Below are 13,313 nucleotides of genomic sequence, written 5' to 3'. Positions count from 1 at the left end.
ATTTAAATTAATTTGTTTAATTATTTTTCAATTCTGATTTACTTGTGTAAAACGAGTCGAATTGGAGTGTATAGAACCTCAACAACAACAGCATTAAACACAGCAGTACCCAAAATGATTGGAAGCATAACAAGAACAGTGTTTGGAGAGTGAAGAATAAAGAAAGATGCGATTGTTGCAAAAATCATTCCAGAAATAACAGTTGCAATAAAGGAAGAAATTAATGGGAAAATACTGAACTTTCTAGCAGCATCCTTAGGAAAAGCCTTTAAATAACCCATCAACATCAAAGTCATAATAATTGCTGCTGGAATATCGCAAGCGTATTCAAGACCAGGAATTGAAGTGTTAAATTGAATTAAAGTCGCAGCCAAAGCACCAATAATCGCACCCTGAATAACATTTGGACGAACCAACAAAATCGCAAGGCAGAACGATGCAATTACAAACTCTGGCTGAATATTTCCAATCGAAAGCGCTTTTGCAACTGTAAAGTCAAGAATACATCCTGCTGCAAAAAGAACAGCCACCAACACCAAAGACGTAATATCTAAAGCATGCTTTTTAACATTTACACCTTTAAGTAAATCCGAAGCCTGATTAACACTAGATTCAGCAGAAGTAAATGAGGTTTCCTGCTTAGTTTCATTAATTTCCTGAGCCATGATTTTCTCCTTTTATGTAGATTTTTATGTTGATTGTTTTAAACAATTTTTTAATTGTTTTTTATGTTTATAGATTTGTTTTAGACGTAAAATTAATCCAAATAGATTTGGCTTTCTGGAGATATAAAAAAGACCTCCAGGTTTACCCTAGAGGTCTTTTACAAGCCTAAACAAGCAGCTTCTAAAGCTTTAGAGTAAACTACGCCAAAGAGAAGTCTGCCACCACCACATACGAGCAGCATCAAAAGTATCGCGAGCTTGAGCATTCATGTTACGCATGATAGCCGCCTCCTTAATACTTAGCTGCAAAGCTAAACGCTTAATGTGGTCAATCACAAATCCAAAATCGTAAATCGTAAAATTTACGATATCCGTTTGTGTTGTGTTTGATGCTAACACTATAAAAGTACAAATGCAAACAAAAATAAAAAATTAATGGAAAAATTTTATAAAATCCAAAACAATAATCTTCAATCATCCCCGAAATTTCAAGCGAAACAACGCAAAACGCGCGAAATAAAATATTACATAGCCAAACGTCATACACAAACGATATAGTCAAAGTCGGTTCGGGGTGCGTAAAAACGCTGAGATTACACCCGTTAAACCTGATCTAGGTAGTGCTAGCGAAGGGAAAATCATGGAAGAATTAAACGAATCAAATGCAAATATAGATACAAATATAGATACAAGTTTTAGCGTTCGCGCAAGAAGACGAATGTTTCTAAATGACGTTAGATCATGCATAGAAAGAGTGAGAGCAAAGAAGCCACTAACTCATTGCATAACAAACAATATTGTTCAAGAAATAACAGCAAATGTACTACTTTCCGCAGGAGCTACGCCAATAATGGTATGCGACCCAGATGAAGCAGCAGGCATTGCAAAAATAGCGTCAGGCGTTCTAGTAAATGTTGGAACATTCGAAGAGATAAAAGGCAAAGCCATACGCAAAGCAATAGAAACTTGCGAAGAAACACAAACTCCTTGGGTACTAGATCCAGTTGGAGTTGGAGTAGACGAATTAACCACTAGAACAAAATTTGTAAGAGAAATAGTAAAACGAAACCCAACAGTAATACGAGCGAACGCAAGCGAAATATTAGCTTTAGTTGGGCAAAACAGTCAGATGAAAGGCGTAGATGCGCAAGATCCAGTAAACTCCGCGCTAGAAGCAGCCAAAAAACTGGCAAAAGAATACGGATCTGTAATATCAATATCTGGAGAAAAAGACGCGGTATACGGTCACGGATGCCTAGTGCGAATAACTGGCGGACACAAGGCTATGACAAAAGTTGTAGGAACTGGGTGCGCTCTTGGATCATTAGTGGCGGCATATGTGGGTGCAAACCCAGAGCGCCCAGTGGCAGCAACAGTGGCTGCACACGTGCACGCTGCAGCAGCTGGAACGTTTGCAGCAAGACAAACAACTGCACCAGGAACATTCAAAACACTGTGGATCGACGCATTGCAAACATTAAGTGTAAACAACATGTTTGAACTAACAAACATTGAATTTAGCATAGAACCAACAGATTGGACGCTTTACCTAGTCACAGATCCACGAATGGGAAACCGTAGCGAAGAACAAGTTGCAGTAGAATCCATAGATGGCGGAGTGACAGTAGTTCAATTGCGAGATAAATACTCCAACGATACTGAAATATCAGAAAAAGCCATAAAGTTACGCAAAACACTTATAAAAGCAAAACATGGAGATATACCGATTTTCATAGACGATCACGTTGATACTGCAGCAAAACTGGGATTCAACCTGCATATTGGTCAAAAAGACACGCCTTTCGTTACAGCACGTAAATCCATGCCAGCCGAATGGATGATTGGACTTTCTTGCGCAAGAGTAGACCTAATGGAAAAAGCATATAAAGAGTGCAAAGAGAACGATACTCCACTTCCTGATGTTATAGGAATCGGAGCTGCATTTGCCACAAATACTAAGGCGCATGATGTTCCTCCTCTTGGAATTGAAGGCGTAAATGAAGTAGCAAAAGTAGCACACAGCATGGGTGTAAAAACTCTAGCGATTGGTGGAATACACGAAAACACCGTTTTCCCAATCAAAGACCTGAGTATTGACGGAGTATGCACTGTATCTGCGCTCATGTGCGCTGAAGATCCTAAAAAAGTAGCAAGCGACCTTAAAAGCGTAATAACTCGCTAAAGTATGCATTAAAGTCACAAAAATTGGCTAATAGCGTATACTTTCAATCCCTAGCAACGTGTATACTTTCACAAGTTGCGGGCTTGTAGCTCAGTGGATAGAGCGTCTGCCTCCGGAGCAGAAGGTCGTGAGTTCGAATCTCATCAAGCCCACATTTTGTGTTAGTATTAATTTCCTCCAAGAAGAGCAAAAGTACCGTAATATACAGCAGCGATTAAAGCTATAGCAGGAATAATTAAGCACCCAATCATAAACACATAATCGCGTTTATTCACATGGCTTATACGTGCATGAGATCTTGGGTTTTCTCCGCCAAATCCACGAGCTTCCATAGCCGTAGCCAAAGTTGTAGATCTTCGAATAGACAGCACCAAAAGAGCAAAAGCTTGAGGCATAAAAGCCTTAATCTTACTATCATCGCCAAGTCCGCGAGAACGCCTAGATGCGCTGAGAGCAGCCCAATCATCTTGAAGGACGCTAAACAATCGCATACCAGCTAATCCACCGTAAACAAACCTATCTGGCAATTTCATAACTTGACTAAAGGCATCAGCTAAATCAGTTGCATCAATGCCAATAACAGTAACAATAGCTGGAACACCGATAGCTAAAATTCTGATGAATGTTGCAATTGCAAGAGTTGTGGAATGATCACTTACATGAATAATTCCCCAATCAAACCATGTTGCTCCACCTGATTTACCATACAACCACACTGCTAATGCAGATCCAGGAGCACCAACCCATACAGGCCAAGAAAGTTTAATAACTCGCAAAGGGTTCATTTTAACAACCCAAAGAATCACAAACTCCAAAACCAAAGCTATTGTTGCAGAAAGCCAGTCGAGAGTAAACAAAAGCGGAACCGAAAGTAGGAAAGCTCCAAGCATCCTATACACAGGATTCAAAGATGCCAAGAATGGAGAATAACTTGATGCGCGAGCTGCCTCATCACGATGGTTCACATCGCTAACTTCTATTCGAGATATATTCGTTGCATCTGTTGACGAAGATAATGCTAAAGATTCTTGTGAATTATCTACATTTTCAGACTCATAAGATTCGTCATTAGTGGAATCCACATTAGTTTTAAGTTCCACTAAACGCGCTCCAAGCGCATCTACTAACTCTCTATCATGAGTAACAACAATAACACTAACGCCATCTGCGCGAAGGCTTGCAATGAGTTTTATAATTTGTAACCAAGTTTTACGATCCTGTCCAAAAGTCGGTTCATCTAAAATTAAAACTCTTGGAGCTGCAGCCAAAGATGCGGCAACAGTAAGTCTACGCTTTTCACCGCCAGATAAAGTGTATGGGTTTGCGTTAGAATATCTAGATAGGCGGAATCTATCTAATAAAGACTCTGCTTTAGTTTTAGCGTCTTCTTCACTCATTCCAGTTCTAATAGGACCTAGCATAACTTCTTCAAGAACAGTTCCACACGCAAACTGATGTTCTGGATTCTGGAAAACGTATGAAATTCTTTTAGCAAGATCAGTAGACTTCCATTTCATAGGATCGGTGCCACCAGCGCCTTCGCAAAGATCCTCACTAGCTACAACCTGACCTTCTAAAGCTGGAATTAATCCTGCCAAAGTTAGAGATAAAGTGGATTTTCCAGCACCGTTTGCTCCAACTAATGCTGTGATTTGTCCAGAATTAAATTTCAAATTTATATTTTTTGCTATTGGAGTACTCGTATGACTAATCGCAAGGTTTTCTGTTGATAGAACTACTCTTCCATCACCTTTTGCTGGATCGCAATCTGGTTCACATTCAACATAAATCCTACCAATTCTGCGATCTTGCGGATCTTTATACTTGTCAGGAAGCCAAATCCCAAGGTTTTCAAAATCAAGATCGCTTCTACTGAACACTTCGTCTGGAGTTCCATCTGCAACAATAATTGTTTGCGCAAACTCGTCTCGCGCAATATCATCATCGTGAACATAATTATTCTCTTCAGTATTGTTCACAGAATTATCAAGACCAAGAACCACTACTCTATCAATCAAATCAATCCAAGGCTGCGCATGATGTTCTACAAGAACCATTGTTGCATTGGTATCGTCTAAAACTTTACCAACAGCTTTTACAATCTGATTAACACCATCTGGATCTAGATTCGCAGTAGGCTCATCTAAAAGAAGCACACTTGGCTTCATAGCCAATGCTCCAGCCAATGCCAGACGCTGCATTTGACCACCACTTAAATGGGCGGTAGAACGGTGTAACTGTAATCCTTCTAAACCTACTTCTTCAAGACTTTTATTAACAAGATCCCATATTTCTTTACGAGGAACATTCATATTTTCAGGACCGAAGGCGACGTTATCCCCTAAACGCTGAAAAATAGCTTGAGCCTCTGGATCTTGTAACACTAATCCTACTCGCCCACGCGCTTTATGAACTGGTAAATCATCTACGAATACTGAGCCTTCGCTTACACCGCCATCTTCATCTTCTACTAAAACATTCTTCTTCGAATCAGGCTTTGAATTATTTGAGCTAGATTTAACAATATCACTACCAATCAGCCCAGCAGCACCTTCAAGAATTGTGGATTTGCCTATGCCCGATGCACCAAGCAACAAAACTCTTTGCCCTGCTTCAATTGTTAGGTTCAACCCGCGTACAGCAAAATGTTTGCGAGAAGCATGACGATAACCCCAATTATCAAAACGTAGCTGAGCATTGCAGCTAGCCGATGGAAGGAATGTTTCGGCATCCTGCGTATTAGTTTTGTTCAAAACTGGCGTTTCAAATGCATCGGGCATAGAAAAATCCTTTATGGCAATGATTTTATTTAATTATTTTCTATCTATTTTTTAATTTTTTCTTTTAGAATCATTTAGATCTGCTACGGACTTTTTAACGACCTAAAAATCCTAAAATGTCTTTATTACAAACACGTTTTTGACTTATCCTAATAACAAAACGTCATATCAGTGATTTACATCGCTGATTGCATTGCAATAAGACATTTTCTTTCGACATAGATATGTGCCTTACTGTTCTTTCACTACGACTTATGCGTTGGCTTAAATCGTAGGTCACCATTAAGGCACGGGAAAAACAGATCTCCGTGCGCCAGCATTACCTGGATTCACGTTCAAGCGGTTTCTCTCAGCTTTACAAATTAATGCAAAGCACCCGTGTCGTGTGAAGATTTTACGTCATTGCGTAGACTCGTATACAAACGCTAAAATTTTATATAGCGATTGTATACGAGTTGTTAAGTTTACTTAGTTAGACGATCTAAGAGCAAAGCTTCAGTTACGATATTCGATTTCAAGCCAGAAAGAGAAATCGATTCGTTAGGACTATGCGCATTAGACTTTGGATCTTCAGGTCCAGTCACCAAAACCTGAGCTTTAGGGAAAATTCGTTGCAATTCTGGAATAAATGGAATCGAACCACCTTCGCCCTTGTTAATAGGATCCACGCCAAAAGCATCCTTCATAGAAGCTAAAGCGTCCTTAGTTGCTACAGCATCAGGATCCATAGCCCAACCCATACCATTGTCAACTGGCTTTACAGTAACTTGCGCACCGAATGGGGCGTTTGCAACCAAAAAGTCGCTCAAAGCTTTTTGCGCTTCTTCTGGACGCTGGCAAGGCGCAGTTCTAAGCGAAAGTCGCAAACGCGTTTCGTGAGCAATCACATTAAAGCTTTCCTCTACTGGATGAGCATCCATACCAATAACAGTCAAGCTAGGCTTAGTCCACATACGAGCAGCAAGGGAACCGGTACCAGCAAGCTTGTAAGAATCCACTACTGAAGAATCTGCGCGAACTTGAGCCTCATCCAAATCACGTTGCAAACCGCCAACAGGCTCTTGCGATTCAATTCCAGGAACAGCCAAATCACCTTCCTTGTTATAAAGAGAAGCAATAAGCATTGAAGCAAGCGTGTATGCGTCTAAAATTGGTCCGCCAAACTGTCCAGAATGAACCTGATGTCCAAGAACTTTCACTTTAACGTCTACAGTAGTGTTTCCGCGCAAACTAGTCGTAAGACTTGGAACATCCGCAGACCAATTTCCAGAGTCGGCAACAATAATAACGTCTGATTCAAACTCATCTTTATGAGCTTCGATGAATGGAATGAAACTTGGAGAGCCCATTTCCTCTTCACCTTCAATAAATACCTTAATATTTACGCCTAAATCTTCGCTTAAAGCGCGCAAAGCACCGTAGTGAATTGCAATTCCGCCGCCATCATCAGCACTACCGCGGCCATACAAGCGACCATCTACTTCAGTTCCTTTGAAAGGATCAGTATTCCATTCGCTTGCATCTGGAACAGGCTGAACATCGTGATGAGCGTAAAGCAAAACAGTTGGAGCGCTAGGATCCACAATACGAGATCCAACTACTTCAAAAGCTCCAGGAGTACCATCCGGATTCTGAGACTGCTCAACGCGAGCATCTACACCCACTTCGCGCAAAACTTCAGCCACATACTCAGCCGAAGCACGCATATGATCTCCAGTAATACCTTTAGCAGAAACAGCTCCTAAAGAGATCTTCTTATTTAATACGCTAATAACGTCTTCCCAAGCGTTTTGCACGCGCGAACGCACATCAGCAACCTCTAAACTAGCCATAAGTCCTCCAAAAAACAGTAGATTAGTAAAAACATTAGTTGAATTACTACTATCAGACTATTCATAACCAACGAAATTGCTCATAACGCGTCTAGTCTGTTGGGTAATCTGCAAACATGACATGGAATCCATTCGTAAAAAAATCTGCTGATAATGGTGCACAAAATGGCAATCAATCAGCGACTAATGAAAATAGTGAAAATAAAATAGAAGATAAGGCAAAGACTCGCACAAAAAACGCTCCAACGCCGAAGCAAAGCGAAGCTACAGCGCAGAATCTTAGACCGTTAGTTCCAACGGATAGAAAAGCAAGCGCAAAGGCTGCGCGAGCCAGATTGCGCGAAAAAGAAAATGCTCAATACGATGCGATGAAAAATGGAGACTTAGCTCATATGCCAAAGTCAGAGCAGCTTCCATGGAGAGTTTATATTAGAGATTATGTAGATGCGCGTTTCAATATTGGCGAATTTTTTGTGCCGTTTGCAATCGTTATTATGCTCTGCATATTCTTAACACAAAACTTCTTATCCACTAAGTATATTGCTCTATATTTTGCTCTTGCGATTGTTCTTTACGCATATCTTTTTGCTGCAATTATTGACGTTATAATAATGTGGCGTAAGCTTCGTAAAGAGCTTGTTAAGCGATACGGCGAAGTTTCTGTTGGCAAAAGCTCTAGATCTGCTATGTATGCTTGCAGTCGAGCAATACAAATGCGCAGATGGAGACTCCCAAAGCCAAGTACACCAAAGCGCGGTAATTGGCCTAAATAAATCGCTAGTATACTAACAAAGCTATGATTTATAGCATAAGCGTGTTTAGGGTATGATTACTAAGCAATAAAGCAACAAAATACAAAGCAATAAAACGCTAATATTATGTATTAGGGGATAAACGCAAATGGCAAACGATAAACCAAAAGGCATTAAGAAGCCAGGCATGATTTCACAAATTATGCGTATCTACAAGTACACGCATACAGACGATAAGCAGCTTCCACTTTGGCTTGGCTTAGCTTTTGTAGCTCCTGTTGTGCTGTGCATTGTAGCTGGTGTTATTCTTAGATGGTCCATTTTGACTTGGATTATGATGGTAATAACAGCACTTATGCTGGGTCTTTTACTGTTTACTGTTGTTCTCACTAAACGCGCAGATAAGGTTGGCTATGCAAGACTAGAAGGAAAGCCTGGAGCTGCGGCTGGCATTGTATCTGCTATTAACAAAGGCGGATTTACTTTCCCTCAACAACCTGTATGGGTTGATCCTCGCACAAAAGATGCTATTTGGCGAGGAACTGGTTTTAACGGCATCTTCCTTGTTGGCGAAGGTAACTATGAGCGTTTAAGCCAAGCTATGAATCGCCAAGAGCACGCGATTAAAAGTGTTACAGCAGGATCTAATATTCCTGTTTACCGCATTTGCGTCGGTAATGGTGAAAATCAAGTTAAACTTAGGGATCTAAGAAGTAAGGTTTTAAAAGCTAAAACTTTAATGCCTACAAATCACAAGTTTGCTTTGTTTAAGATGATTCACCCTAATCGTCGCTTCTTCCTCACTAAAACTGAGCTTGCAATTTTGAATGATCGTTTGCGTACGCTACAGGGCAAATCTGGGTTCGGTATTCCAAAAGGAATTGACCCAACTCATGCTCCTCGAGTAAGTCGCAGAGCTTTAAGAGGAAAATAAATCGTAGGTTTTATTTAAATAAAAGTCATAAAAATAAACCAGACGTTCCAATTGGTTCGTCTGGTTTTAATATATTTTAAGCGACTTTATATGACTTTACGCAATTATTATTCGCGCGTTATCTGCGACTCTACCCAATCCACAATGTAAGGAGCACACTCCTCCACTTGATCCATTGCAATCTCAAACTCTTTAGGACCTCCGTACCATGGGTCCGCCAAATCCAAAACAGCTTCGCGACCAACTTGTGGCTTTTCTAAAGACGGATCAAAAGACCTATACATGTGAACAAGACTACGCTTTTGTGGCGGAATAATCCTGAGCAAAGATTGCATATGCGAAGCAGTCATTGGAAGAAAAAGATTCGTCTCTTCTATTTCATCTCGCTCAATCCTATGCGCAAAATGGCTTAACGGCAAAGAATAACCCCTACTTTTAAGCTCTCTTTGCGCACGTCTATCAATCGGATTTCCGTATTCTTCGTCACTTACGCCACATGATTTTACAGCAACAACATCGCTTAATCCTCTAAGCTTAAACTCGTTACGCAAAACAATTTCTGCCATTGGCGATCTGCAAATATTCCCTGTACAAACCGTCATAACAACATACGGATGCTTAGCATCTACGTGAATTTTGTTTAAAGATTCCATACATATCCTTAATCTAGCTTATTTTTTAGCTTTAATTGGCTTATATACCATAAACTTGTATTTTGTATTGAATTGATTTGCGCCAACTTTTATAGTCGATTCCTGCCAATCACCATCACGTGCAACTTTCCACAATCCATCATCTACAAGTTTCTGAATGTTAGGAGCAAACGTATCAGCTTCTACTCTAGTGTCAATTTGAGTTACATAGGCAGCGTCAACAATTTGCGACTCAATCACTTCTCTAAAAATTGCTCCGCCACCAATAATCCAAACTGCGCTACCATCTTTAGGCAAATCTGAAGAATCTACATGCTCAATAGGATTATCTTCAATCCATTTTTTTGCGTAACATATTGCTTCTTCAATGCTTGTAAAACTTTTTGCACCATCTGAATTAAAATCTGGATTCCTAGAAACAACGATATTTTCTCGCCCAGGAAGAGGACGGAACTTTTCTGGCATAGAATCCCAAGTTCCCCTACCCATTATTACTGGGCAAGAAATTGTCATGGCTTTAAAATAGCGCAAATCTGTGGAAAGTCTCCATGGCATACCACCATTTACACCCATTGCGCCTACGCGGCCTTCCAAATCGTATGCTTGCCCCCAAATTAAACGCACAGGAATATCGTTTGCCATAAAACTCCTAGTCAAAAACTCAAACTAATAAGCAACTAATAAATAAGATCACACAGCTACAGGAGCTTTAATCGTAGGATGATGCTTATAATCAACAACCTTAAAATCACTATAGTCGTAGCTAAAAATTGAATCAGCTTTACGAATCTCAAGCTGCGGATACGGGTACGGCTCACGCGAAAGCTGCTCAAGCACTTGCTCTACGTGATTATCGTAAATATGGCAATCGCCACCTGTCCACACGAACTCTCCTGGTTCCAATCTTGCTTGCTGAGCCATCATCATTGTTAAAAGCGAGTAAGAAGCAATGTTGAATGGCACGCCAAGGAACATATCGCAAGAACGCTGGTAAAGCTGGCAAGAAAGCTTGCCGTCAGCAACATAGAACTGGAAAAGCGAGTGACAAGGCGGCAAAGCCATATTCTCTACTTCTGCAGGATTCCAAGCACTGACAATCATTCGACGAGAATCTGGATGATTTTTAATAAGCTCCATAACGTTTGCAATCTGGTCGATTGTTCGATTAGGATTTTCTTGCGTAGGCGCTGGCCAACTACGCCACTGAACGCCGTAAACAGGACCTAAATCGCCATTTTCATCTGCCCACTCATCCCAAATATGCACACCGTTTTCTTGCAACCAGCGCACATTACTAGAACCTTTAAGGAACCAAAGAAGCTCATATGCAAGTCCCTTAAAGAACACTGTTTTTGTGGTTATAAGCGGAAAACTCTTGCTTAAGTCAAATCGAATTTGTTGACCAAAAAGAGATATTGTTCCAGTACCAGTGCGATCCGATTTTAAAGTACCTTCCATAAGTATTTTTCTAACCAAATCCTCATAAGGTGTAGGAATATCGGAAGTAGGTTTCTGTGGTACGCGAGAGCGGATATCCGCAAGTTCTTCTTGAGTTAAAGCCATGAGATTATTTTATCATTAGCTAAATTCAACACCACCAAAAGTAAATATAAGAAATATAAGAACAAGAATCAAACTGAAATCAAAGCATGCTAGTTATAATAGGTTTGTCTTAAAAAATAAAAGTTAAAAACAAATAGACATAAGCACAAACATAATCACAATGTGTTAATGTATAAAAATGCAAAGGAGCAAAAATGACTAGAAGAATATGGGTTGAACGTTTAGAAGACGGGTCTTGGCAAGCACAAAGTGATGATGGTGCAACACTAAAATTTGGTAAAGGAGAAGGACAATTTTCACCTGTGGAACTAATGCAAATAGCTCTAGCTGGTTGCACAGCTTTAAGCAGCCAATACGCTGTTGAACATGCGCTCGGAGAAGGAAAAGGCGCTCGAGTTCTTGTAAATGGAACTTATGATCCAGAAGAAGGAACTTACTTAAGATTCCAAGAGGATGTAACAGTTGATGCTACAAGCGCAAAACCTGCTTTAAACGATGAAAATGCAAAAGAACTAAAAGAACGCATGGAAAGACATATCAACAAGGGTTGCACAGTTAAGCACACTCTTGAACGCGGTGCGCAAGTGCGTGTAACAGTAAATGTAAGACACTAAAAACGCTAAAAATCACAATTTGTGGCGCAATAACTTACACAATGCTACACTTTTAACGTTGTTAGAGCTATTTATGTAACTGGAGGAAACTTTGAAAATCGCGATTTTTACAGAAACATATCCACCATACATAAATGGCGTAGCAACGCAATCATACATGCTTAAAAAAATGTACGAGGAACTTGGACACGAGGTTCTTGTTGTTACGGTTGGATCCGAAAAACAGCGAAAAACTAAGCTTGTAGACGGAGTTGTATACGTTCCAGGAATACTCCTTAAAAAGCTATACAAGTATAGAGTTGCAATTCCGATTGGAAACATGCGCAAAAAATTTCCTATCAACTTTAAACCAGATGTTATTCATATACAAAATGAGTTTGGTATTGGTGAAATAGGTCTAGAAGTTGCTAAAAAAGAACATGTTCCTGTTATTTATACTCTTCATACAGAATACGATAAGTTCCTGTTTTATATTGGTCTAAAGCATTTTACAGAGTTTTCTAGGAATATTTCAGCAAAATATTTTACGCGATTTTCTAAAAATGCAACAATTATTACTAGTATGTCCTCTAAGGCTCAAGCTTATATTGATCGTCAAAAAGTCGATAAAAAAGTTGTTGTTCTTAGCAATGCAGTTGAATATAAAAAGTTCTTGCCTACACCAGAGCGAATTGCTTTTAGAAAAGAATTCCGTAAAAAATACGGTATTGCTGATTCCACGAAACTCTTCGTTTTTGTTGGAAGAATCGGAGCAGAAAAGAATATCTCTGAGCTTATTGACAACTTTATGTATTGCGATTTTCCACGCGAATTAGCTAGACTCGTTGTTATTGGCGGAGGACCTGATTTAGAAGACTTGCGTAAGAAAGTAGCTAGCAAAGGATTTGAAGATAGAATCTACCTACTTGGCCCTATTGAACACACGCAGATCCCTAAGTATTTGCACGCTATGGACTACTACACTACCGCTTCCCTATCGGAAATGCATTCACTTTCTATGCTTGAAGCCATGGCATCTGGATTATTTGCTCTCGTAAAGCACGATATCCCTAATGAGAATCAGATTATTAGTGGCAAAAATGGTTATCAGTGGGATTCTAAAGAAGACTTTAAGCAAGTGTTTAGTCACGTTCTTAACATGAGTGAAGAAGAGCAAGCACAACTAAAAGCAAATGTTCTCGAATACTCAAAGAACAATGACTTTAAAAAGCAAGCTCAAGAGCTAATTAAAATTTATAAACTTGCTATTGAAATGAACAATAACGAACTTGCTAAAAAACGCGCTGCTCGCGAAAAAAGACGCGCACGATTTTTACTTAAAAACAAGTAAAAATCAAA

General features: G+C 39.8%; 11 protein-coding genes, 1 tRNA gene and 1 riboswitch. Of the genes, 6 read left to right on the top strand and 6 right to left on the bottom strand.

Features of this window, described 5'->3' with window-relative positions; genetic code table 11:
* Positions 1-38: 38 nt before the first annotated feature.
* A complete protein-coding gene (locus HXT25_RS05115) occupies positions 39-665 on the bottom strand; it encodes a hypothetical protein (protein WP_103013111.1) in 627 nt (208 codons plus the stop codon).
* A gap of 560 nt (positions 666-1,225) precedes the next feature.
* A riboswitch (TPP riboswitch) is annotated at positions 1,226-1,318 on the top strand.
* Here HXT25_RS05115 and thiM point away from each other — a divergent pair.
* Together thiM and HXT25_RS05105 are read left to right on the top strand one after the other, a co-directional pair.
* The gene (gene thiM, locus HXT25_RS05110) at positions 1,306-2,847 is read left to right on the top strand and encodes a hydroxyethylthiazole kinase (protein ID WP_415682122.1); all 1,542 of its coding nucleotides are present in this window, start codon (positions 1,306-1,308) and stop codon (positions 2,845-2,847) included. Its footprint overlaps the riboswitch before it by 13 nt.
* Before the next feature lie 79 nt (positions 2,848-2,926).
* Positions 2,927-2,999, top strand: a tRNA-Arg gene (locus HXT25_RS05105).
* Positions 3,000-3,014: 15 nt separating this feature from the next.
* On the opposite strand, the gene HXT25_RS05100 is transcribed toward HXT25_RS05105, so the two are convergent.
* The gene (locus HXT25_RS05100) at positions 3,015-5,627 is read right to left on the bottom strand and encodes an ATP-binding cassette domain-containing protein (RefSeq protein ID WP_422118746.1); all 2,613 of its coding nucleotides are present in this window, start codon (positions 5,625-5,627) and stop codon (positions 3,015-3,017) included.
* A gap of 464 nt (positions 5,628-6,091) precedes the next feature.
* Complete coding sequence (locus HXT25_RS05095) at positions 6,092-7,459, bottom strand: dipeptidase (RefSeq protein WP_004112492.1); 1,368 nt, start codon at positions 7,457-7,459, stop codon at positions 6,092-6,094.
* A gap of 206 nt (positions 7,460-7,665) precedes the next feature.
* On the opposite strand from HXT25_RS05095, the gene HXT25_RS05090 reads away from it, so the two are divergent.
* Complete coding sequence (locus HXT25_RS05090) at positions 7,666-8,232, top strand: DUF3043 domain-containing protein (RefSeq protein ID WP_373271523.1); 567 nt, start codon at positions 7,666-7,668, stop codon at positions 8,230-8,232.
* A gap of 127 nt (positions 8,233-8,359) precedes the next feature.
* Positions 8,360-9,145 carry a DUF4191 domain-containing protein gene (locus HXT25_RS05085; RefSeq protein ID WP_101891869.1) on the top strand — a complete coding sequence of 262 codons (786 nt, stop codon included), beginning with the start codon at positions 8,360-8,362 and terminating at the stop codon, positions 9,143-9,145.
* 107 nt (positions 9,146-9,252) lie between these two features.
* Here HXT25_RS05085 and HXT25_RS05080 read toward each other — a convergent pair whose 3' ends face one another.
* The 3 genes from HXT25_RS05080 to HXT25_RS05070 are packed head-to-tail and all read right to left on the bottom strand — an operon-like array spanning position 9,253 to position 11,361.
* Complete coding sequence (locus HXT25_RS05080) at positions 9,253-9,798, bottom strand: low molecular weight protein-tyrosine-phosphatase (RefSeq protein WP_004112487.1); 546 nt, start codon at positions 9,796-9,798, stop codon at positions 9,253-9,255.
* A gap of 18 nt (positions 9,799-9,816) precedes the next feature.
* A complete protein-coding gene (locus HXT25_RS05075; protein ID WP_422118745.1) occupies positions 9,817-10,440 on the bottom strand; it encodes a dihydrofolate reductase in 624 nt (207 codons plus the stop codon).
* 48 nt (positions 10,441-10,488) lie between these two features.
* A complete protein-coding gene (locus HXT25_RS05070) occupies positions 10,489-11,361 on the bottom strand; it encodes a thymidylate synthase (protein WP_102720633.1) in 873 nt (290 codons plus the stop codon).
* A 194-nt stretch (positions 11,362-11,555) separates the two neighbouring features.
* Here HXT25_RS05070 and HXT25_RS05065 point away from each other — a divergent pair, with 194 nt between their 5' ends.
* Positions 11,556-11,975 carry an OsmC family protein gene (locus tag HXT25_RS05065; RefSeq protein ID WP_004116790.1) on the top strand — a complete coding sequence of 140 codons (420 nt, stop codon included), beginning with the start codon at positions 11,556-11,558 and terminating at the stop codon, positions 11,973-11,975.
* Positions 11,976-12,066: 91 nt separating this feature from the next.
* On the top strand, positions 12,067-13,305 hold the full coding sequence (locus tag HXT25_RS05060) for a glycosyltransferase (protein ID WP_174191040.1): 1,239 nt from the start codon (positions 12,067-12,069) through the stop codon (positions 13,303-13,305).
* Positions 13,306-13,313 lie beyond the last annotated feature (8 nt).

Source organism: Gardnerella sp. DNF00476 (assembly GCF_049262735.1).
Taxonomy (GTDB): Bacteria; Actinomycetota; Actinomycetes; order Actinomycetales; family Bifidobacteriaceae; genus Bifidobacterium; species Bifidobacterium vaginale.
This window is presented reverse-complemented; position numbering and strand designations above follow the sequence as displayed.